We start from the raw sequence: 21,713 nt of genomic DNA, 5'->3' as shown, positions 1-21,713 counted from the left end.
GACGCGAGCGTACGGGGCCGGTTCCGGCGCCCCGCGGCCGAGGTCGGCTCCGGCGACCCGTCCCCTTCGCCCGACTCCCCACCCCGAAGGCCGCGTGTCAGGCCGGCTGGCGATACTGAGCCCATGAAGCTCAGCCGCCCCGTCTCCTGGTTCCTGCTCGCCTTCGGCGTGTGGAGCTGGTTCATCTGGATCACTTTCGTCAAGAACCTGTGGAAGGACGGCAGCGGGCTCGCCTTCGACGACGCGGGCGATCCGACCGGGTACTTCTGGGTGCACCTGACGCTCGCCGTTGTCTCCTTTGTCTTGGGGACGGTGGTTGGCACCATCGGGTTCCGTGGCGTGCGCGCACTGCGCCGAACGTCATAGCCGTGACCATCGCCCTGGCGATCCTCACCGCCGCCGCCGTGCTCACCGCGTTCGGCGGCCTGCTCTGGTACGTGTGGCGACGCATGGTGCGCGACACGACGGAGCGCGGCTCACGCTGGCGGCTGGGAGGCTCCGTCGTCTTCTTCACGGGCCCCCTGCTGATGTTCGCCGCCCTGGCCGCCGAACGGGGTGGGGCACCGTTCCTCCTCCAGCAGATCCTGGCCTGGCCGGGCTTCCTGTGGATGGCATTCGCCCTGTATTTGCTGCTGGCACTGCTGGTAGGGGAACTCGTACACCTGGCGGTGCGGCGGAGATATCAGGCCCGTCAGGCGACTGACGACGGGACCCCAGATCAAGCCCGTCCGGCGATTGAGGACGAGGCCCGAAGGGCCGATGAGGCGGGGAAAGGGGCGCAGCCCCAGAAGAACGCCGAAGTCACACGGCGCCTGTTCGTGTCCCGCACAGTGGCCGCGGGCGCAGCCACGGTGGCCGCGGCGACAGTCGGCTACGGAGCCTACGGCGTCCTACGCGGCCCACGCGTGAAGCACATCACGGTCCCCCTCGCCAAACTCCCGCGAGCAGCGCACCGCTTCCGCATCGCGGTGGTGAGCGACATCCACCTGGGCCCCGTCCTCGGAGAGGCCTTCGCCCGCCGCGTGGTGGACACGATCAACTCCACGCAGCCGGACCTGATCGCCGTCGTGGGCGACCTGGTGGACGGAAGCGTGGCGGACCTCGCCCCCGCGACCCGCCCGCTCGCGGACCTGCGGGCGCGCTTCGGAAGCTTTTTCGTTACCGGAAACCATGAGTACTTCTCCGGCGCCGAGCAATGGGTCGAGCACGTGCGCGGCCTGGGCCTGCGGCCCCTGGAGAACGCCCGCACCGAGCTGCCGTACTTCGACCTCGCCGGGGTCAACGACGTCCAGGGCGAGGGCGAAGGCGAGGGCCCGGACTTCGGCAAGGCGCTCGGCGACCGCGACCGGACCCGCGCGTCCGTGCTGCTGGCCCACCAGCCCGTGGTCGTCCACGACGCCGTCGAGCACGGCGTCGACCTCCAGCTCTCCGGCCACACCCACGGCGGCCAGCTCTGGCCCAACAACTTCGTCGCCGACCTCGCCAACCCGACCCTCGCGGGCCTGGAGCGCTACGGCGACACGCAGTTGTACGTGACGCGCGGCGCCGGGGCCTGGGGCCCGCCGGTCCGGGTCGGCGCCCCGTCCGACATCACCGTGGTGGAGCTGGCGTCCCGGCACGCGTGAGCGGCGCCGCCGACTCGGGCAGCGGCGGCGTACGGCGCGGCGGCCGCGTGGGGTGCGGCGGGGCGGCCGGGCGCGGCGGCGCGGGCACCCGGGGCAGGGTGACCAGGACCATCAGGCCCTTGCCGGGGGCCGTGCGGACGGCGACCTCGCCGCAGTGGGCCGCCACCACCCCCTGCACGATCGCCATCCCGAGCCCGCTGCCCGCGCCCCGGCCCGCCCGGAAGAACCGGTCGAACACCCGCGCCGCGTCCTCGGACGCCATCCCCGGCCCCTGGTCCGCCACGGTCAGGTGCACCACGCCCTCGCACCGGTCGAGGCCGAGCCGGACGGGCGCGTCGGCGGGCGTGTGCGTACGGACGTTGGCCAGCAGGTTCGCGAGCACCTTGCGCAGCCCCTGCTCGTCCGCCTGCACGAGGATCGCGCCGTCCGCGCGCACCGTCAGCGGCCGGTCCGGCTCCTGCGCCCGCAGATCGTCCGCGGCATCCCGCACCACCCGGCTCAGGTCGACCGAGCGGAACCGCAGTTCGGGCTGCTGGTCCAGGCGGGCCAGGGTGACCAGCTCCTCCACGAGGTGGTTCATGCGGTCCGTCTCGGCATGCACCCGGCACCACGCCCGCGAGCGGTCCTCCGGATCGCTGAGCATCCCCTTGTCGTACAGCTGGAGATAGCCGCGGACCGCCGACAGCGGCGTACGCAGTTCGTGCGAGGCGTCCGCGACGAACTGGCGGAGCTGCGCCTCGCTGCGCTCACGGGTGGCGAAGGCCGCCTCGACCTGCTGGAGCATGGAGTTGAGGGCGAGCCGGAGCTGCTCGGTCTCGAGGACCGCCCCGGGGTGGGCCGGAACGCGCCGCTTCAGGTCGCCGTCGGCGATCGCGGACGCCGTCTCCACCATGTCCTCCAGAGGCCGCAGCCGCTGGTGCGCGGCGATCATCGTGAGGACCGCGAGCAGCCCGAGCAGCACGGCGCCGAAGGCCAGGTCGAGCTTGAGGGCCTTGGCGACGCCCGACTGGACGTTCTCCGTCGACACCGCCAGGAGCATCACCGAGTCGTCGTCGAGCCTCACCCCGATGGCGCGGTAGGCGTCGCCGCCCACCGTCACGTCCCGGGGCGAGGCGTCGCGCGCGAGCTCCGCCGGGTCGCCCGCGGCCTTCGCGAGCGCGCGCTGGAGCCCCGTCAGACGCAGCGGACCGATGTCGGCCGGGCTGCCGTCGCGGTCGATCACGACGAACGTCGAATCCGGGGGCGGCACCCCTTCGGCCCGCTTGGAGTCGGGCGACAGGCCCTCCAGCGAGCCGAGCCCGGTGAGGTACCGGAGGTTGTCGAGCGTGAGGCCGCTGTGCTGGATCGTGGAGCGCGACTCGGTCAGCCCGGTGTCGACGTTGTCGAGCAGGTAGTGCCGCATGCCCATCAGGCTCACGGCGGTCGCGGCCACTATGCCGAGGGCGAGCAGCGCCACGTTCACGAGCGTGAGCTTGGCGCGCAGCGAGTTCATGCCGGGGCGCATGCGCTGACCGGGGCCGGGCCGCCCGCGCCGACCGCCGCCTGCGAGTGCCGGTGTGCCGGGGACGCGGAGCCTCATGCCAGCCCGTACCCGACGCCGCGCCGCGTGGTGATCAGCGGCGGCCCCACCCGGTCGAGCTTGCGCCGCAGATAGCTGATGTAGGTCTCGACGACGGTCGACTCCGCGGTGTGCTCGATGTGCCACACATGGCGCAGCAGCTGTTCCTTGGGCACCACCCGGCCGCCGTTGCGGACCAGGAAGCGCAGCAGCGCGTACTCGGTCGGGGTGAGCTGCACCGAGCCGCCCTCGCGCCGCACCACGTACGTCGTCTCGTCCAGCTCCAGGTCGCCGTACCTGAGCGGCGGGCGCTGCGGCAGCACGTCGTGCGGGCGCACCCGGCGGAGCACCGCGCCGATGCGGGCGACGACCTCGTCGATGTTGAACGGCTTGGTGATGTAGTCGTCGCCGAAGCCGAGCGCGCCCACGACCTCCGCCGGGGCGTCCCGGGCGGTGAGGAAGACCAGTGCCAACTCGGGCCGCCGCGCCCGCAGTTCACGGCCGAGCGCGCGCCCGTCGCCGTCCGGCAGCATCACGTCGAGCAGCGCGCAGTCCGGCCGGGTGCGCTCGGCCGCCGCGAGCGCCTCGCGGACCGTGCCCGCCGTCATCACGTCGAAGTGGTGGAAGCGCAGGGCGATGGCGAGGACGTCGGCGATGCTCGGCTCGTCCTCGACGACCAGGACGGTCGCGCGGCCCCGCGCCGCGTCGCCGTGCCCGGCCGGTCCTGCCGCCGCGACAGGTGCTCCCCGGTGACCTTCGGCGTGGCTCATGACCCCCAGTATCCGCACGCTCGTCGCCCGAAGGGCCGGTCTCCGCTTTGGAGTTCCTTGAGAATCACTTCCGCGACGCGCCGCCGTCGTGCCGGATCCCTGATGCTGGGCGCGGAAACCCGTAGAGCTCCCGGGTCCGGACCCCGTTCCCCCGGGGGTCCGGGCCTCGGGGTATCGGATTTCGGCAGGCGGCGGGAAGGAGCGTGCGACGTGGAGGCATGGGCACGGTGGTGCCATCGGCACCGTCTTGTGGTCCTCGTGCTCTGGCTAGGCGCCCTGTTCGGCCTGGGCGCCGCCGGCGGCACTGCCGGTACCGCCTACTCCAACGTCTTCTCGCTGCCCGGCACCGACTCCGCGCGCGCCCACGACCTGATGACCGAGGCGTTCCCGGAGCGCAGCGGCGACACCGACACCGTGGTGTGGCGGACCCGTGCGGGCTCCTCGGTCCGCGACGGCTCCGTACGCGACCGGATCGAGCCCGCGCTGGAGAAGATCGCCGCCCTGGACGGCGTCGGCGCCGTGACGAGCCCGTACGGACCGGGGCGGGCCGCCGCCGCCCAGGTCAGCGCGGACGGGCGGATCGCCTACGCGCAGGTCACCTTCGTACGCCAGGCCGACGAGATCCCCAAGGGCCTGATCGAGCGGGTCGTCGACACCGCCCGCGCCGCCGAACGGGACGGGCTCCAGGTCGAGTTGGGCGGCCAGGCCGTCACGCGCACCCAGGAGCCGCCCGCGGGTATCTCCGAGGCCGTCGGCGTCGCGGCCGCCGCCGTGGTGCTGTTCCTCGCCTTCGGCTCGCTCTTCGCGATGCTCCTGCCGATCGTCACCGCGGTGTGCGCGGTGGGCACCGGCATGCTCGCCACGATGCTGCTCAGCCACGTCACGGACGTGCCCGAAGTGGCGCCGCTGCTCGGCTCGTTGATCGGCCTGGGCGTCGGCATCGACTACGCGCTGTTCATCGTCACCCGGCACCGGCGTGGCATCCTGCGCGGCCTGGAACCGGGCGAGTCGGTGACGCAGGCCCTCAACACCTCCGGGCGGGCCGTGCTGTTCGCGGGCGGCACGGTGTGCGTCGCGCTCGCCGGGATGCTCGTGATGGACCTGCCCTTCCTCGACGGCGTGGTGATCGCGGCGTCCCTGACGGTGGTGCTCAGCGTCCTCGCCGCGATCACGCTGCTCCCGGCCCTGCTCGGCTTCCTCGGCGCCCGGGTGCTCAGCCGCCGCCAGCGGCGCCGGCTCGCCGAGTCCGAGGCCGAGTCCGGGACCGAGCCGGAGGAGCCGGACGGCCTCGCGGCGCGCTGGTCCGCCACCGTGGAGCGGCGCCCGCGCACCGTCGCCGTCCTCGCCGTCGCGGTCATGGCCGCGCTCGCGATCCCGCTGCTCTCCCTGCGCCTCGGCGCCACCGACCAGGGCAACCATCAGGAGTCGACGACGACCCGGCAGGCCTACGACCTGCTCGCGGAGGGCTTCGGCCCCGGCTTCAACGGGCCCCTCCAGGTCGTCGTGGACAAGCCGGGCCCCGCGGACACCGAAGGCCTGGTGGAGCGGATCCGGGACACCGAGGGCGTCGCCCACGTCACGGCGGCCCCGCCGCCACCGGCCGCGGCGGACACCCCCGGCACCCCCGACGCCACTGTCATCGAGGTCGTGCCCACCACCTCCCCGCAGTCCCAGGAGACGGACCGGCTGATCGACCGGCTGCGCGGCGACGTCCTGCCGCAGGCGGGCGCGGACGCCCATGTCGGCGGCGTGACCGCCGTGTTCAAGGACTTCGCTGCGGTCACCTCGGACCGGCTCCCGTACTTCGTGGGCGCCGTCGTCGCCCTCGGCTTCCTGCTGCTCCTGGTCGCCTTCCGCTCGCTCCTCGTGCCGCTCGTGGCGGCCCTGATGAACCTGGTCGCGGCGGCCGCGTCGTTCGGGGTGCTCGTCGCGGTGTTCCAGTGGGGCTGGGGCATGGACGTCCTCGGCCTCGGCAAAGAGGGGCCCATCGGGGCCTTCCTGCCCGTCGTCATGCTGTCGCTGCTCTTCGGCCTGTCGATGGACTACCAGGTGTTCCTGGTGAGCCGCATGCGCGAGGAGTGGGTGCACACCCACGACAACGCGCGCGCCGTCCGCGTCGGCCTCGCGGAGACCGGCCACGTCATCAACTGCGCGGCGATCGTCATGATCTGTGTCTTCGCGGCGTTCGTGCTCAGCGGCGACCTGGAGGGCGCAATGGCGGGCATCGGGCTTGCCGCGGCCGTCGCGCTCGACGCCTTCATCCTGCGCATGGCGCTCGTCCCGGCCGTGATGCACCTCGTCGGCCGCGCCAACTGGTGGCTCCCTGCCTGGCTCGAGCGCCGCCTGCCGCACCTCGCCGTCGAACCGAAGGAGGCCGAGCCACCGGCCCCGGAAGACCTGGAGGTCCTGGTCGCGGCCGCCCTGGGAAACTCCCGCCCGCCGACCTCCCCTGGCTCGGCGGGCGGGTGCACGGCCCCGCCCGGATGCACGGTCCCGCCCGGGGCCTGCGCCGCGGTCAATCCGTACGAGGCCGCGCACGCGTACGAGACGTACGACGCCGCGTACGCGTACGAGACAGGGGACGCCGCGCACGCGTACGAGACGGGGGACGCTCCCCGCGACACCTTCGGGGACGCGGCGGGCTGCGGCGCCGAAGTGCCCGCGGGCACCCGCCCGGGCGCCTCCGTGGTGCACGGCTTCATCGTCACGCCGGACGGCGAACCCATCCACAGCGTGACGCTCACGCTGCTGTCCAAGGGCGGCCGCCGGCTGGACCGCGTGTCGTCCCTGGCCGACGGCTCCTACATCCTCGCGGCCCCCGCCCCGGGCGTGTACCTGCTCGCGGCGACCGCCCCCGGATACGCGTCCAGGGCCCGCCACATCATGCTCGGCGACGGGCCGTTGACGTACGACCTGGAGCTGGTGGAGGCGGTCGGCGGCGGGGTGGGCGCCGTGACCTGAACCGGACCCGGCCGGGGGCGGAGCTGCACCCGCCCGCCGGTCTCACAGCCGGGACGCCCGCGCGCCGGCGACCACCCGAGCCCACGGGGCGGCGAGCGGGACGACCGGCACAGCGGTGGCCGCCCTCCCCCGTGGGCGGCCACCGCCGTTCGGGCAGTGCCGGTGGTCCGGGTCGGGCCCACCACCGTCCTCCCGCCGCCCCCGCCGCTCCCGCTGCGCCGCACCGGTCAACTGCGCCCGCAGCCGCCGCAGTCCGCGGTGCAGGGCCATCCGGACGGCGCCGGGCCGCTTGCCGAGGACGCGTGCGGCGGACGGGCTGTCCATGCCGACGAGGACGCCGAGGAAGACGGCCTTGCCCTGGTCCGGCGGCAGCGCGGCGACCAGCTCCACGGTCTCGTCGGTGGCCAGCGACTCCAGGACTTCCTCGGCCGTGTCGCGGGTGTCCGGCACGTCGAGCGCGTCGCCGTCGGTGAGGCTCAGGCGGGGGCGGCTCATGCGGCGGCGGACGTGGTCGCGGGCGCGGTTGCGGGCGATGGCGGCGGCCCAGCGGCGGAAGTCGCCCCCGTCGCCGGTGAACCGCCCCAGATCACGGGCGATCTGCAGCCACGCCTCGGAGGCCACGTCCTCCGACTCGTCGCCGACGAGGGAGCGTACGTAGCCGAGCAGCCCCGGGTGCACCCACCGGTACACCAGCGCGAAGGCCGCCTCGTCGCCTTCCCTGGCGTCGGCGAGCGCGCGCGTCAGCGCCGCGTCACCGATCCTGCTCCGTCCTCCTCGGTCCCCAAAATCCCCCCCGCCCACGTCTGTGGTCCGCCCGTCCCCGGCCCCCACGCTGCTGGTCCCCACCCGCGCCCACGCGCTCCTCTTAACCCCCGCTGACACTGCGCACCGTGCCCGTGCCCCCATGTCCGTTCCCGTCCCCGCGGCGCCTACCGGCGGGCGGGTTCCGGCTCCGCGTCGGGCATCCGGGCGGCGTGCCGCCCCGGCAGCGTCAGATAGAAGGTCTGCAGCGACTCCGCGGCCCCGACCTCGTACCGGTTCACGACCTTCCCCAGCGGGCTCCACACCCGCCCGTCCGGCATCCGTACGCCGACGGCCTGCCCGAAGAACTCCCGCTGACCGGCGTCGAAGTCGATCCACGTGGCCCCCGCGCGGCGCACGAGCACCTCCCCGACGTACGCACCGAACCCGAACAGCGTGCCCGCGACCTCGGCCCGCTCCCGCCCGCTCCTGCGCAGTCCGTCGATCACGAAGTCCACGACGCGCAGGCTCCGTACGGAGAAGTCCAGCGGTAATCGATTGCGCTCCGCCACGCGCTCGCGCTCCGTCACACGCGCGACGAATCTTCGCGCGTACCCGCGCATCTGTTCCGCTGTTGGTGGCACCTCTGCTCTCGGTGCTTCCGCTCTCGGTGCTCTCGTCCCCTCACCGGCCACGTCGTCCCCACCCCTTCGGCTCCGCCTCACCCTGTGCGAGAGCACCGAACGCACTCTCCGCTTAACAAGCGCAACCAGGATCCCCACCGTCACGGCCGCCACCGGTGTCCCTTCTCACATGCCCAACTCCCCCTGCCCGTACAACCTTTCGCCCTGATCGTCGGTCCGCGAACCGCTGCCGCAAACCCGTCCCCCGGGCCGCGATATGCCCGGTTTCCACCGGGCGTGGTGACGGGCCGCCGAGCTGTTGTATAACCGCCGCGCTCACCGGATTCATGCCGGTCGAGGACGTGTGAGGGGGGCTCAAGGGGTGGGGATGCCGGAGCTTTCGGAGACCGTGGTCGAACTGACCGAGGAGGAGAAGGCGCGCTTGGTGGGGGAGGTCCCGGACCGCCGTGTGGTGGCGACCGGGGCCGTGCTGCTCGTGATCTGCGCGGCCTTCGTCGTCCGCGGGATGTTCGGGGACGGGAACGGTGGGAACGGCGGCGACGGCGGCAACGGCTTCCGGCCGGAGGACGTCGCCCGGGGCCGGCCGCCCGTCGCCGCCGTCACCTACGAGATCACCGGGAAGGGCAGCGCCGACATCTCGTACCTCGCGCGCAGCGAGACCGGCGACGGCGCGCGGCCCGCCGTGGAGGCGGACGTACGACTGCCCTGGCGCAAGACGGTGTTCGTGCCGGCCGGGGCACGTCCCGTGGTGAGCGTCCGGCTCGGCGAGCGGGGCGGGGAGGCGCGCTGCGCGCTCGCCGTCGGCGGCGAACACCGCCACCGGGACGCGGCGGTTGGGGCGTTCGGGCGGGCGACGTGCAGCGCGGGGGGTGCGGGCGGGGAGGGGTGAGGCCTGGTCAGGGGCGCGGGGGCGTGGTGTCCGGGGCGGTCGGGGCGGGGTGGGGGCCGGGTTGGGGTGAGGGGCTGGTGTGGGCGGCCGGGTGCCGGGTCGGTGGCGGGCGGGGCTGGTGTGGGAGTCAGGGGCGGTGGGCTTCGGTCGGGGGGTCGGTGCCGGGAGCGGCTCCGGCGTCGGTCGGCCTGTGGGCCACGGCCACGGTTGCGGGCTCGGCTCCGGCTCCGGGTTCGGCCTCGGCTCCGGCCCCGGGTTCGGCCTCGGCCGGCCCGTCGGCTTCCGCGTCGGTCGTGCCTTCGGGCATGGAGGTGCGCGGCCGTGTGGAGGGCGGCTGCCGGAAGGTGCGTACGCCCGGTACCGCCGCTGTCCCCGCGCACAGCACGCCCACCGTCAGCGCTGCCGCGTACAGCGGGACGGACGGACCCCACGCGTCGGCCGCGAGCGGGCCGAGGGTGTAGCCGAGCGGCATCGCCGCCAGCGAGAGCAGCCAGTCGTACGACGTGACGCGGGCGAGCACGCCCGGCGGTATCGCCGCCTGCACCGACGTCTCCCACACGGGCGAGAGGAAGCCGAGCCCGGCCTGCGCGACGCCGTACGCGGCGATGACGGCCGCAGCGGGGGCCCCGGCGGCCAGCAGGCTCAAGGGGAGCGCGTACGTCGCCAGGCCCAGGTTGGCCATGAGGATCGGGCGGCGCGGGCGGGCGCGGCCCGCGAGCAGGGAGCCGAGCAGCAGTCCGACGGCGCCCGTCTGCAGCATCACCACCCACGCCCCCTCTCCGCCCAACTCCCGCACCGCCAGGGCCGGTCCTAGCGTCATGAGGACGGCCGCCGCGCCGTTCCACGCGGCGTGCGCCACCAGGCTCGTCCAGTACCAGTCGCGGGAGCGCACCTCGTGCCAGCCCTCCACGAGGTCCTTGCGCAGGGAGCGCCGCTCCTGGCCAGGGGCCGCCCGCCGCACCCGCACCGCCGACAGCAGGCACGCGCTCGCCGCGAAGCACAGCCCCTGGAGCACGAACGCCCAGCCCGGCCCCGCCGCCCAGATCAGCAGCCCGGCCAGCGCGGGCCCGCCGACCCGCGTGCCGCTCCTGACCACGCCGAGCGCGGCGTTGGCCGCGTGCCGGTCCTTGCCGGCCACCATGCCGGTGATCAGCGGCGGCAGCGTCGGCAGGGCGAACGCCGAGGCCGCACCGCTCACCCCCTCCGCCACGGCGAGGTGCCACACCTCGGGGCTGCCGGAGAGGAGTTGGGCGCCCACGAAGAGCTGGGTGGCGCAGCGCACCAGGTCCGTGGTGAGCGCGATCTTCCGTACGTCGAAGCGGTCGCCCGCCACTCCGCCGAGCGGCAGCAGCACCAGGCGCGCGCCCATCGCGCAGCCGAGGACGAGGGCCAGCGCGGACGCGGAGTCGGTGATCCGCAGGACGGCCAGGGCGAGCGCCGCCGGGATGACGGCGTCACCGACGAGGGAGAGGGAGCGGCCGATGAAGAAGAGCCGGAAGGGGCGGTTGCGGCGGAGCAGGCGCGGAGGCATGGTGCCGGACTTTAATTCGTTGGCGAATAATTCGTCAACGAATTATCTGGCGCCGAAGTAGGCCGACGTAATCTGTGGGCATGACCGATGAGACGAAGCGGCCCGGCGGGGCCCGCGCCCAGGACTGGACCGACGGGCACGTCGCCCGTTGGCAGCCGGTGCTGCCCGACCTGGACCCCGACGTCGAGGGCGCCGTCACGCGGATGAAGAGGCTCACCGTCCATCTGCGCCGCGTGCGCGAACAGTCCCTCGTGGACTTCGACTTGGAGCGCCACGAGTTCGAGACCCTGCACAAGCTGGCGGGCCGCGACGGCCGCGCCTCCCCGTCCGAGCTGGCCGCCGACCTCGACCTCGCGCCGGCCTCGGTCACCGGGCGGCTCGACGGACTGGAGCGGCGCGGCCTGGTGCGCCGCACGCCGTCCAGGGCCGACCGCCGCCGCGTGGACGTGGAGCTGACCGAGTCCGGCAGGGCGGTGTGGCTGGGCGCGATGGACGTACTCGGCCACGAGGAGTACCGGCTGCTCGGGGTGTTGTCGAAGGCGGAGCGGGCGCAGCTGTCGGATCTGCTGCGCCGGATCATGGTGGTGGCGGAGGGAGGGTCCTAACTGCGGGCCAGTTCCGGCCTCTTCGAGTAGTCCGTGAAGCCGACGACGTTGCCCCACGGGTCGGTGATCTCCACCGTCCAGCCCGTCGCCGTGGAGAACGGCTCCGTGAGGGCGGGGATGCCGGCCGCCGCGAGGGCGCGGGCCTTGGCGCGGGCGTCCCGCACCTCGAGCCAGAAGCGCGGGGCGGGCCACGGCGGCGGGCGGCGGCCGATGCCGTCCTCGACGCGCAGCAGCACGCCGGGGGTCTCGGCGCCCGCCTTCAGGATGGCGAGACCGGCCTCGTCGAGGCGGTACGCGACCGGGAACCCGGCATGCTCGTAGAAGCCGACGGCCTCGTCCAGGTCGCCGACCGGGAACAGCGCGTTGTCGATGCCGAGCAGATCGGTGTCGGAGGGCCCGGATGGCTCGGGGGCCTCGGCGAGCTGGGTGGCGCGGGACGGCTGATTGTCTGACATAACGTCAGAATACGGGTCGGGTGCGGTGTTGCCGCCGCGTCAATGCCGTACGGCGCGTTTCCGGCCGTGAACCCTGGTACCCGACCGTCCCGACCGGCCCCACCGACGTACGGAGGACCCCCGATGCACGAGACCCAGGACCTCACCGCCCTCGCCGAAGAGCACCTCAATCAGGCCCGCACCGCCGCCCACGGCCGCAGCGCGCAGCTGATCGTGCACGACGGCGCGCTGCGCCAGAGCGTGATCGCCTTGGCCTCCGGCTCCGCGCTCGACGAGCACAGCACGCCGCCTGCGGCGAGTCTGCAGGTGTTGCGGGGGAAGGTGCGGTTGACCACCGGGTCGGGGGCCGACAGTGTGCTTGCCGCGGGGCAGCTGTGCGCGGTGCCGCGGGAGCGGCATGGGCTGCTGGGCCTGGAGGACTCGGTGGTCCTGTTGACGGCGGTGACGGCCACACCATCGGCCTGAACGGCCTCGTCCTCAAACGCCGGACGGGCTGACAACGTGCCGCAAGAATCTAGCCCCTCCGGCGTTTGAGGAGCGGGGTCTGGGGCGGAGCCCCAGGTTCGGCCCGCGCCCAAGCGAACCCCACCCACACGAGCCCCCACCCCGCCACCGCCACCCACAACAGCACCCGCCCCAGCGTCCGCAGCCAGGGCACGTCCGTCACGACGCCCGTGGACAGGGTGGCCACGGCCGTCATGCCCAGGGGGAAGACGGTGGCCCACCGGCGGACGTCGTAGTGGAAGCGCGGCCGGGCCACCTCCGCGGCGGCGAGGACGGCGTACCAGGCGAGCGCGAGGCCGAGCAAGACGTAGGTGAGGTTCCGCAGGAATTCGTGGCCAGCGCCGGTCCACAGCGGCGAAGCCGTCAGTTTGGAGCAGGCAAGGGCGGAGATGGCGAGGGCCCCGCCCGCCACCCACTGGTCCCCGGCCCCCGCCCACACCTGCCGGAAGTCGAACCGCAGCAGCGCGTCGGCGTACAGCAGCAGCCCCAGCGCGAACAGCGCGAGCCCCGCGTCGCCCAGCCACTCGCCCTCGCCCGCGAAGTACAGCGTGGCCGCGAGGATGGAGAGCCCCTGCGTCGCCACGCACACCAGGAACACGCCGCCGGGCATGCCGCGCTGCCAGTGCCGTACGACGGCGAGCAGGAGGACCGGCCACACCACGGTCGCGATCACCAGGAGGGTGATGGCGAGCCACTGCCAGCCGAGGAGCGAGAAGCGGGTGCCGACCACCGTCGTCGCCGCCACCGCCGTCAGCGCGGGCGGCGTGATCGCGGCGGCCGTCCAGCGCGCCCGGTCCCGGACCAGCAGGTCCGTGAAGTCCGCCGCGAGCAGCACCCACAGCAGGGACGCGATCGCCAGCAGGATCTCGGACAGGACGTCGTGGCCGGTCAGGTACAGGCCGATGGACAGAATGCCGGTGGCCATCACGCACGCCCCCGCCGCCGGGGTCACCTCTTCGCGCCACACGCGCGCCGAGGTCACTTCGTCGCGCCACGCGCGCCACTGGAGCGAAGGAGCCGCACGGCGCCACTCGCGCCACTGGAGACGGGAAGTCGCGCGACGCCATTCGCGCCACCGAAGACGGGACGTCACACCGCGCCACTCGCGCCACTGGGGAGTCACACGGCCATGACATCCCGGGGGCGCGCCCGCCACCACTTAGCCTAGGCCGAGCTGCGGACCCGCCCGCCCCGGCTTGGGATGGGGCGTGTGACCGCCTCCACCGAACCGGACGCCCCCGAGAACGCCCCCGCCGAACCGGACGCCCTGCTCCTGCGCACCGGCCGCTTCCTGCGCCGCGGCGAGGCCGCGCCCGATCTGCACAGCGTCCGGATCGAGGGCGGCCGCGAGGGCGACGCCTTCTACCGGGACCGGTGGAGCCACGACAAGGTCGTGCACTCCACGCACGGCGTGAACTGCACCGGCTCCTGCCGTTGGAAGGTGTACGTCAAGGACGGCATCATCACCTGGGAGACCCAGGCCACCGACTACCCGTCCACGGGCCCCGACCGCCCCGAGTACGAGCCCCGCGGCTGCCCCCGCGGCGCCGCCTTCTCCTGGTACACGTACTCACCGACCCGCGTCCGGTATCCGTACGTCAGGGGCGTGCTGCTCGATCTCTACCGGGAGGCCAAGGGGCGGCTCGAAGACCCCGTCCTCGCCTGGGCCGACATCCAGGGCGACCCCGAGCGGCGGCGTACCTATCAGCAGGCGCGCGGCAAGGGCGGCCTGGTGCGGGCCAGTTGGGACGAGGCCGTGGAGATCGTCGCCGCGGCCCACGTGCACACCATCAAGACGTACGGCCCCGACCGGGTCGCGGGCTTCTCGCCCATCCCCGCGATGTCGATGGTGTCGCACGCGGCCGGCGCCCGCTTCATGTCGCTGATCGGCGCGCCCATGCTGTCCTTCTACGACTGGTACGCGGACCTGCCGGTCGCCTCGCCGCAGGTCTTCGGCGACCAGACGGACGTGCCGGAGTCCGGTGACTGGTGGGACGCGGCCTACCTGATCATGTGGGGCTCGAACGTGCCGGTGACGCGGACGCCCGACGCGCACTGGATGGCGGAGGCCCGCTACCGGGGCCAGAAGGTCGTGGTCGTCGCCCCCGACTACGCCGACAACGCCAAGTTCGCCGACGAGTGGCTGCACCCGCACCCCGGCACGGACGGCGCCCTCGCCCTCGCCATGGGCCATGTGATCCTCAAGGAGTGCTTCGTCGAGCGGCGCGTCCCGTTCTTCGACGACTACGTACGCCGCTTCACCGACCTGCCGTTCCTGGTCACCCTGACCGAGCGCGACGGCGCGTACGTCCCCGCGAAGTTCCTGCGCGCCTCGGACCTCGGCGACACCGGTGAGGGCGCCGAGTGGAAGACCGTCGTCCTGGACGAGGGCAGCGGGCAGCCCGTCGTCCCGGGCGGCTCGCTCGGCTTCCGCTGGACCGAGTCCGGCAAGGGGAGGTGGAACCTCGACCTGGGGGACGTACGGCCCCGGCTCTCGCTGTACGAGGAGGACGCGCGCGGCGTCGAAGTGCTGCTGCCGCGGTTCGACACCGAGGGCGGCGCGCACGGGCAGGGGCGCGGCGAGGTGCTGCGCCGCGGGGTGCCCGCGATCCGGCTCGCCGGGCAGGACAGTCCGCTGGTCACCACCGTCTTCGACCTGCTGCTCGCGCAGTACGGCGTCGGCCGCGAGGGGCTCGTGGGCGACTGGCCGTCCTCGTACGACGACGCGTCCGCGCCCGGCACGCCCGCCTGGCAGGAGGCGCACACCTCCGTCCCGGCCGCCAAGTGCGCGCGGATCGCCCGGGAGTTCGCGGCGACGGCCGAGAAGTCCAAGGGCCGCTGCATGATCCTGATGGGTGCGGGCACCAACCACTGGTTCCACTCCGAGACCATCTACCGGTCCTTTCTCGCGCTGCTCCAGCTCACCGGCTGTCAGGGGCGCAACGGCGGCGGCTGGGCGCACTACGTCGGGCAGGAGAAGTGCCGCCCGGCCACCGGCTGGGCCACGCTCGCGGGCGCGGGCGACTGGTCGCGGCCGCCCCGGCAGATGATCGGCGCCGCATACTGGTTCCTGCACACCGACCAGTGGCGGTACGACACCTTCGGCGCCGACGTGCTCGCCTCGCCGCTGGGCGAGGGCCGGTTCGCGGGGATGACGGCCGCGGACTGCCTGGCGCAGGCGACACGGGCGGGCTGGATGCCGTCGTATCCGACCTTCGACCGCAACCCGCTGGAGCTGGGGGAGGAGGGGGAGGATCCGGTGGCCGGTGCGGTGGACCAACTGCGTTCGGGAGCGCTGAAGTTCGCCTGCGAGGACCCCGACGCGCCGGAGAACTGGCCGCGTGTGCTGACCCTGTGGCGCGCCAACCTGCTCGGCTCGTCCGCGAAGGGCGCCGAGTACTTCACCAAGCATCTCCTCGGCACCTATTCCTCCCTGCGGGCCGAGGAGGCGCCGCCGGGGGTGCGCCCGCGTGACGTGGCCTGGCACGGGCAGGCCCCGGAAGGGAAGTTGGACCTGCTGCTGTCGCTGGACTTCCGGATGACGTCCTCGACCCTGTTGTCCGACATCACGCTGCCCGCGGCCACCTGGTACGAGAAGCACGACCTGTCGACCACCGACATGCACCCCTTCGTGCACGCCTTCAGCCCGGCCGTGGACCCGCCGTGGCAGGCCCGCACCGACTTCGACACCTTCCACGCGATCGCCGACCGGTTCAGCGAGCTGGCCGCCGACCACCTCGGCACCCGCCGCGACCTGGTCGCGACCGCCCTCCAGCACGACACCCCCGGCGAGACCGCGCAGCCCGGCGGGCTCGCCCTGGACTGGCGGCGCGGCGACTGCGAGCCCGTGCCCGGGAAGACCATGCCCGCCCTGACCGTCGTCGAGCGCGACTACACCGCGATCGGCGCCAAGTTCGCGGCGCTCGGCCCCCTGGTGGAGAAGCTCGGCCTGCCCGCGAAGGGCATCGCGCTGCGCCCCGACGAGGAGGTGGAGGCGCTGCGCGCGCTCAACGGCGTCGTACGCAAAGGCCCCGCCGCGGGCCGCCCTCGCCTGGACACCGCCGTGAAGGCCGCCAACACCATCCTCGCCCTGTCCGGCACGACCAACGGCCGCCTCGCCACCCAGGGCTTCCGCACCCTGGAGGCGCGCACCGGCCAGGAGATGGCGCACCTCGCGGCCGAGCACGAGGGCAAGCGCGTCAGTTACGCGGACACGCAGGCCGCGCCCGTCCCCGTCATCACCTCGCCGGAGTGGTCCGGCAGCGAGTCCGGCGGCCGCCGCTACACCGCCTTCACCCTCAACACCGAGCACCTCAAGCCCTGGCACACCCTCACCGGACGCCAGCACTTCTTCCTCGACCACGACTGGATCCACGAGCTGGGCGAGGCGCTGCCCGTGTACCGGCCCCCGCTGGACATGCACCGCCTGTTCGGCGAGCCACGCCTCGGCGCCGACGGGGAGAAGGAAGTGACGGTCCGCTACCTGACGCCGCACAACAAGTGGTCCATCCACTCCGAGTACCAGGACAACCTCTTCATGCTGTCCCTGTCGCGCGGCGGCCAGGTCATCTGGATGTCCCCGGACGACGCGGCGGCGATCGGCGTCCGCGACAACGACTGGATCGAGGCCGTGAACAGGAACGGCGTGGTCGCGGCCCGCGCCGTCGTCTCGCACCGCATGCCGACCGGCACCGTCTACATGCACCACGCGCAGGAACGCACCGTGAACGTCCCCAGGGCGGAGACGACCGGCCGGCGCGGCGGCATCCACAACTCCCTGACCCGCCTGCTGCTCAAGCCGTCCCACCTCATCGGCGGCTACGCCCAGCTCACCTGGGCCTTCAACTACCTGGGCCCCACGGGCAATCAGCGCGACGAGGTCACCGTGATCCGCCGCCGGAGCGAGCAGGAGGTGACGTACTAGCCATGCGGGTACTCGCACAGATCGCGATGGTCATGAACCTCGACAAGTGCATCGGCTGCCACACCTGCTCGGTCACCTGCAAGCAGACCTGGACCAACCGCTCCGGCATGGAGTACGTCTGGTTCAACAACGTCGAGACCCGCCCCGGCCAGGGCTATCCGCGCCGCTACGAGGACCAGGAGAAGTGGCGCGGCGGCTGGGAGCTGAACCGGCGCGGCGCGCTGAAGCTCAAGTCCGGCGGCCGCTTCCGCAGCCTCGCGACGATCTTCTCCAACCCCGTCCTGCCCGGCATCAAGGACTACTACGAGCCCTGGACGTACGACTACAAGAACCTCACCGACGCCCCCCTCGGCGACGACTACCCGGTCGCGGAGCCGCGCTCCCTGCTCACCGGCAAACCCATGAAGATCGAGTGGAGCTCGAACTGGGACGACAACCTGGGCGGCGGGCCGGCGGCCGTCGAGGCCGACCCGATGGCCGCGCGGGCGCGCGAGCAGGCCGGCCGCGCCTCCGACCAGGTGAGGGCCGCCTTCGAGCAGACCTTCATGTTCTATCTGCCGCGCATCTGCGAGCACTGCCTGAACCCGTCGTGCGTGGCGTCCTGCCCGTCCGGGGCGATGTACAAGCGGACAGAGGACGGCATCGTCCTCGTCGACCAGGACCGCTGCCGGGGCTGGCGCAAGTGCGTGACGGGCTGCCCGTACAAGAAGGTCTACTTCAACCACCGCACCGGCAAGGCCGAGAAGTGCACGCTCTGCTACCCGCGCCTGGAGGTGGGCCTGCCGACGGTCTGCTCCGAGACGTGCGTCGGCCGCCTTCGGTATCTGGGTGTGGTGCTGTACGACGCCGACAAGGTCACGCAGGCCGCGTCCACGCCCGACGAACAGGCGCTGTACGAGGCCCAGTTGGGCGTCTTCCTCGATCCCGCCGACCCCGAGGTGCGGCGGGCCGCCGAGCGCGACGGCATCCCGCACGACTGGATCGAGGCGGCCCGCCGCTCGCCCGCGTACGCGCTGATCAGCACCTACCGGGTGGCCCTGCCCCTGCACCCGGAGTACCGCACCCTGCCGATGGTCTGGTACGTGCCGCCGCTGTCCCCCGTCGTGGAGGCGCTGACGGAGACCGGGCACGACGGCGAGGACGCCGGCAACCTCTTCGGCGCCATCGACACCCTGCGGATCCCCCTGGAGTACCTGGCCGAGCTGTTCACGGCCGGGGACGTGGGGCCGGTGCGGGCCGCCCTGGAACGCCTCGCCGCGATGCGGTCGTACATGCGGGGCGTCAACCTCGGCGACCCCGCCGACCCGTCGGTCCCGGCGCGCGTCGGCATGACGCCGGACGGCATCGAGGACATGTACCGGCTGCTCGCCCTCGCCAAGTACGAGGAGCGCTATGTGATCCCGACGGCGGCGCTCGGGGACGCGCGGCGCCTGGAGGAGTCGGCGGTGCCCGAGGGCTGCGGCCTGGACGCGCCGGGCGGCCCCGGCATGCTCCCGCCCGGGCCGCCGTCCGGAGCGGGCCCGTTCGGGGACGACTCGGGGACGTACGAGGGACTGCCCCTCGTCACGATCGAGAACTTCCACGCGGCACGCCGCCGCCAGACCGCGGACGACGTCGCCGCCGCAGAGGAGGACCGGTGACCACGGACCTCGCCGTGCTCTATCAAGGCGCCGCGCACTGCCTGTGCTACCCCGACTCCGAGGTCCGGGAGCGACTGCCCCTGGTGCGGGCGGCGGTGCCCGAACTGCGCCCGTTCCTGGACGAGTTCGCGGGCTGGTCCCCGATCGCGGCCATGGAGCACTACGTGCGCGTCTTCGACTTCAAGAACCGCCACAGCCTGTACCTGAGCTGGTGGCTGGACGGCGACACCCGCCGCCGGGGCGCGTCCCTCGTCGCGTTCAAGGAGACCTACCGCGCGTACGGCCTCTCCGTCACCGGCGAGGAGCTGCCGGACTACCTCCCGGCCGTCCTGGAGTTCACCGCCCGCACCGGCAACCGCGACCTCCTGACCTCCCACCGCGCCGCCCTGGAACTGGTGCGCCTGGCGCTCACCGACGACGGCACGCCGTACGCCCTGATCCTGGACGCGGTCTGCGCGACGCTCCCGGGACCCTCGCCCAAGGACAGGGCGGAGGCCCGGGCCCTGGCCCGCTCGGGCCCGCCGACGGAAAGCGTAGGACTCGACTGATGGACACCTTCCTGTGGGGAGTACTGCCGTACGTAGCCCTCGTCCTGCTGATCGCGGGCACCATCTGGCGCTACCGCTACGACAAGTTCGGCTGGACGACCCGCTCGTCCCAGATCTACGAGTCCCGCCTCCTCAACCTCGCGTCCCCCGCCTTCCACTACGGCATCCTCTTCGTCCTCGTCGGCCACCTGATGGGCCTGTTCGTCCCGGAGTCCTGGACGAACGCGGTCGGCCTGAAGGAGCGCGCCTACCACCTGCTGTCCCTGTACGGCGGCACGGCGGCGGGCGTCCTCGCGGTGGCGGGCATCGCCCTGCTCCTCTACCGCCGCCGCACGAACGCACCGGTCTTCCGCGCCACCACCCGCAACGACAAGCTCATGTACGTCGTACTGCTCGCCGCCATCATCATGGGCATGTGGGCCAAGCTGACGAACTCGTCACCGAGCTCGGGCTACAACTACCGTGAATCGATCGCCCCGTGGGCCCGCAGCATCTTCACCCTCCAACCGGACATCTCCGCGATGGAGGGCGTCCCCCTGACCTACCGGATCCACGCGATCATCGGCCTGACCCTGATCGCCCTGGTCCCCTTCACCCGCCTGATCCACATGTTCAGCGCGCCGGTGCAGTATCTGTTCCGGCCGTATGTGGTGTACCGGAGCCGGGGCGTGGGGGAGTTGGGGCGACGGAAGGAGCGGCGGGGGTGGGAGAAGGTGGACCAGTGAGGGTTAGAGGGGAGTACGCCCTCCGCATCCCGCACACCCCCCTCGGCCCCGGCATCGTCCGCGCCCACATCCGCGCCGTCCTCACCCGCTACCGCGTACGCGACACCGTCGTCGACAACGCCCAGCTCGTGGCCTCCGAACTGGTCACCAACTCTCTTGTGCGCACCGGTGATTCAGTCGTCGTACGACTGACGAGAACCCGGCACGCCGCCGCTGAGGACCGACTCCGCCTCGGCGTGTGGGACAGCAGCCCACTGCTTCCGGCGCCGGACGGCGGCCCACGCGGACTCGACGCCGAGCGTGGGCGTGGCCTGTGGCTGCTCCGGCGGTGCGCCGACGACTGGGGGCACCACGTCCTCGTCAACGGGCTGCGCACCACCGGCGGCAAGGAGATCTGGGCGGAGTGGCGCAGCCCTTGTGGGTAGCCTTGCGCTCCATAGACGCGGTTTCACAGCCGTGCGATGCGGCTGCTGGAGATGACCCTCTGCGAGCAAGCACCGGTTCACCTGGACGTAACGCGTGAGATGACCGTGAGGCTGGACAGGCACAACAGGCCGGAGCCGGACGTCATGGTCCACCCGCAGGCATCGAACACCGGGCCGGACCAGACTTGCTACGAGGCCGAAGACATCATCCTCGTCGCCGAGGTCGTCTCCACGGAATCCCGTGAACGCGACGGAGAGGTCAAGCCCCGCAAGTACGCCGTCGCAGGCGTCCCGCACTTCTGGCGTGTGGAGGAGGACGAGGCCAAGGGCCCGCCCGTCGTGTACGTCTACGAGCTGGACCCGGCCACCAAGTCGTACGGCCTCACCGGGATCTTCCACGAACGACTCAAGGCGTCCGAGCCCTTCGAGATCGATATTGATCTGACGGCCATCAACCGCCGTCCGACTCGCTGACGCGTGGCTCAGCTCTGCCGCTTGGGCTGAGCCGCCTCCAGGATGGCTGTCACGTCCAGTGACACCTTGGCGCCGATGGAGTCGGGAAGCGTGACCACCTCGCCGGAGGCGTGGACCTGGTGGCTCGCGTACTCGTCACCCGCCGGGTCGGTGAGGATGCGCAGGCGCTGATGTTCACGGTCGACGATCACGTACACCGGGATCCCGGCCTGGGCGTATGCGGTCACCTTGTGCCGCAGATCCAGGTTGTAGTTCTCCGAGGTGACTTCAAGGACCAGCCGGAAGCAACCGGGGGCGTAGCAGTTGTTCTCGACCAGATGGTCCTCGGTGTCCACGTCGACGACGGACAGGTCAGGGATGGCGTAGTCCTCGGGCCCGGAAGGGAGCCACAGGCCGATTCTCTGGAGGGCTTCGCCCGCTTCGGCATGCAGTCCCGCTGAGAAGCACGCGCTCATCACGTCGCTGAGTACCGAAGCATGGCCGCCGTCGGGCAGTGGGGTGACGACCAGGATGCCGCCGATGATCTCGGCACGGTAGCCCAGGTTGCGTTCCATGATGCGGTCGGCTGCCGCGATCAAGGGTCGTTCGGGTCGTGCTGTGGGCACGCCATGCCTCTCCGTAGGAGTTCACATCGGAGAACATCCTCGTGGGGCGACCACGTCGCCGTAGGCCTGCGCGACATGCTTCACCCGAT

At 72.6% G+C, this 21,713-nt stretch carries 19 protein-coding genes and 1 pseudogene; 12 read left to right on the top strand and 8 right to left on the bottom strand.

The window, feature by feature from the left end:
* Positions 1–123 precede the first annotated feature (123 nt).
* Together AC0KTA_RS14295 and AC0KTA_RS14290 are read left to right on the top strand one after the other, a co-directional pair.
* The gene (locus tag AC0KTA_RS14295; protein ID WP_229862193.1) at positions 124–366 is read left to right on the top strand and encodes an SCO4848 family membrane protein; all 243 of its coding nucleotides are present in this window, start codon (positions 124–126) and stop codon (positions 364–366) included.
* A 2-nt stretch (positions 367–368) separates the two neighbouring features.
* Positions 369–1,625 (top strand): metallophosphoesterase, encoded by a 1,257-nt coding sequence (locus tag AC0KTA_RS14290; protein WP_481055512.1) that lies wholly within the window; start codon positions 369–371, stop codon positions 1,623–1,625.
* Here the strand turns inward: AC0KTA_RS14290 and AC0KTA_RS14285 are convergent.
* Positions 1,591–3,129 (bottom strand): sensor histidine kinase, encoded by a 1,539-nt coding sequence (locus AC0KTA_RS14285; RefSeq protein ID WP_481055511.1) that lies wholly within the window; start codon positions 3,127–3,129, stop codon positions 1,591–1,593. The genes AC0KTA_RS14290 and AC0KTA_RS14285 overlap by 35 nt on opposite strands.
* Before the next feature lie 71 nt (positions 3,130–3,200).
* On the bottom strand, positions 3,201–3,953 hold the full coding sequence (locus AC0KTA_RS14280) for a response regulator transcription factor (protein WP_481055510.1): 753 nt from the start codon (positions 3,951–3,953) through the stop codon (positions 3,201–3,203).
* A 210-nt stretch (positions 3,954–4,163) separates the two neighbouring features.
* On the opposite strand from AC0KTA_RS14280, the gene AC0KTA_RS14275 reads away from it, so the two are divergent.
* On the top strand, positions 4,164–6,914 hold the full coding sequence (locus tag AC0KTA_RS14275) for an MMPL family transporter (protein WP_481055509.1): 2,751 nt from the start codon (positions 4,164–4,166) through the stop codon (positions 6,912–6,914).
* Between the two features lie 42 nt (positions 6,915–6,956).
* Here AC0KTA_RS14275 and AC0KTA_RS14270 read toward each other — a convergent pair whose 3' ends face one another.
* Positions 6,957–7,820, bottom strand: coding sequence for an RNA polymerase sigma factor (locus AC0KTA_RS14270; RefSeq protein ID WP_481055508.1), 864 nt, complete (start codon positions 7,818–7,820; stop codon positions 6,957–6,959).
* Between the two features lie 23 nt (positions 7,821–7,843).
* Positions 7,844–8,278, bottom strand: coding sequence for a hypothetical protein (locus AC0KTA_RS14265; protein WP_481055507.1), 435 nt, complete (start codon positions 8,276–8,278; stop codon positions 7,844–7,846).
* A 388-nt stretch (positions 8,279–8,666) separates the two neighbouring features.
* On the opposite strand from AC0KTA_RS14265, the gene AC0KTA_RS14260 reads away from it, so the two are divergent.
* Positions 8,667–9,188, top strand: coding sequence for a hypothetical protein (locus AC0KTA_RS14260; RefSeq protein ID WP_481055506.1), 522 nt, complete (start codon positions 8,667–8,669; stop codon positions 9,186–9,188).
* A gap of 127 nt (positions 9,189–9,315) precedes the next feature.
* On the opposite strand, the gene AC0KTA_RS14255 is transcribed toward AC0KTA_RS14260, so the two are convergent.
* Positions 9,316–10,719 carry an MFS transporter gene (locus AC0KTA_RS14255; RefSeq protein ID WP_481055505.1) on the bottom strand — a complete coding sequence of 468 codons (1,404 nt, stop codon included), beginning with the start codon at positions 10,717–10,719 and terminating at the stop codon, positions 9,316–9,318.
* 80 nt (positions 10,720–10,799) lie between these two features.
* Here AC0KTA_RS14255 and AC0KTA_RS14250 point away from each other — a divergent pair, with 80 nt between their 5' ends.
* Entirely contained in the window at positions 10,800–11,324 is a 525-nt protein-coding gene (locus AC0KTA_RS14250) for a MarR family winged helix-turn-helix transcriptional regulator (RefSeq protein ID WP_481055504.1), read from the top strand.
* On the opposite strand, the gene AC0KTA_RS14245 is transcribed toward AC0KTA_RS14250, so the two are convergent.
* A complete protein-coding gene (locus tag AC0KTA_RS14245; protein WP_481055503.1) occupies positions 11,321–11,779 on the bottom strand; it encodes a VOC family protein in 459 nt (152 codons plus the stop codon). The genes AC0KTA_RS14250 and AC0KTA_RS14245 overlap by 4 nt on opposite strands.
* Positions 11,780–11,902: 123 nt before the next feature.
* Here AC0KTA_RS14245 and AC0KTA_RS14240 point away from each other — a divergent pair, with 123 nt between their 5' ends.
* Complete coding sequence (locus AC0KTA_RS14240) at positions 11,903–12,244, top strand: cupin domain-containing protein (protein WP_481055502.1); 342 nt, start codon at positions 11,903–11,905, stop codon at positions 12,242–12,244.
* A gap of 49 nt (positions 12,245–12,293) precedes the next feature.
* Here AC0KTA_RS14240 and AC0KTA_RS14235 read toward each other — a convergent pair whose 3' ends face one another.
* Positions 12,294–13,265 carry a tellurite resistance/C4-dicarboxylate transporter family protein gene (locus AC0KTA_RS14235; RefSeq protein WP_481055501.1) on the bottom strand — a complete coding sequence of 324 codons (972 nt, stop codon included), beginning with the start codon at positions 13,263–13,265 and terminating at the stop codon, positions 12,294–12,296.
* Positions 13,266–13,484: 219 nt separating this feature from the next.
* Here AC0KTA_RS14235 and AC0KTA_RS14230 point away from each other — a divergent pair, with 219 nt between their 5' ends.
* From AC0KTA_RS14230 to AC0KTA_RS14205, 6 genes and pseudogenes are all read left to right on the top strand, one after another.
* Entirely contained in the window at positions 13,485–17,207 is a 3,723-nt protein-coding gene (locus tag AC0KTA_RS14230) for a nitrate reductase subunit alpha (RefSeq protein ID WP_481055500.1), read from the top strand.
* Positions 17,208–17,209: 2 nt separating this feature from the next.
* On the top strand, positions 17,210–18,847 hold the full coding sequence (gene narH / locus AC0KTA_RS14225) for a nitrate reductase subunit beta (RefSeq protein ID WP_481055499.1): 1,638 nt from the start codon (positions 17,210–17,212) through the stop codon (positions 18,845–18,847).
* Positions 18,844–19,395 (top strand): nitrate reductase molybdenum cofactor assembly chaperone, encoded by a 552-nt coding sequence (gene narJ, locus AC0KTA_RS14220; protein ID WP_481055498.1) that lies wholly within the window; start codon positions 18,844–18,846, stop codon positions 19,393–19,395. Before narH ends, narJ begins: the two co-directional genes overlap by 4 nt.
* Positions 19,395–20,120 carry a respiratory nitrate reductase subunit gamma gene (narI, locus tag AC0KTA_RS14215; protein WP_481055497.1) on the top strand — a complete coding sequence of 242 codons (726 nt, stop codon included), beginning with the start codon at positions 19,395–19,397 and terminating at the stop codon, positions 20,118–20,120. The genes narJ and narI overlap by 1 nt, the downstream gene beginning before the upstream one ends.
* The gene (locus AC0KTA_RS14210; RefSeq protein ID WP_481055496.1) at positions 20,117–20,545 is read left to right on the top strand and encodes an ATP-binding protein; all 429 of its coding nucleotides are present in this window, start codon (positions 20,117–20,119) and stop codon (positions 20,543–20,545) included. Before narI ends, AC0KTA_RS14210 begins: the two co-directional genes overlap by 4 nt.
* Before the next feature lie 33 nt (positions 20,546–20,578).
* Positions 20,579–21,019, top strand: a pseudogene (locus tag AC0KTA_RS14205) (Uma2 family endonuclease); the annotation flags it as partial.
* A gap of 8 nt (positions 21,020–21,027) precedes the next feature.
* On the opposite strand, the gene AC0KTA_RS14200 reads toward AC0KTA_RS14205, so the two are convergent.
* On the bottom strand, positions 21,028–21,573 hold the full coding sequence (locus tag AC0KTA_RS14200) for a Uma2 family endonuclease (RefSeq protein WP_481056421.1): 546 nt from the start codon (positions 21,571–21,573) through the stop codon (positions 21,028–21,030).
* Positions 21,574–21,713: the final 140 nt, after the last annotated feature.

Source organism: Streptomyces sp. Y309 (assembly GCF_056712025.1).
The sequence above is the reverse complement of the archived record's forward strand: the minus strand, read 5'-3'. Positions and strand labels throughout refer to the sequence as shown.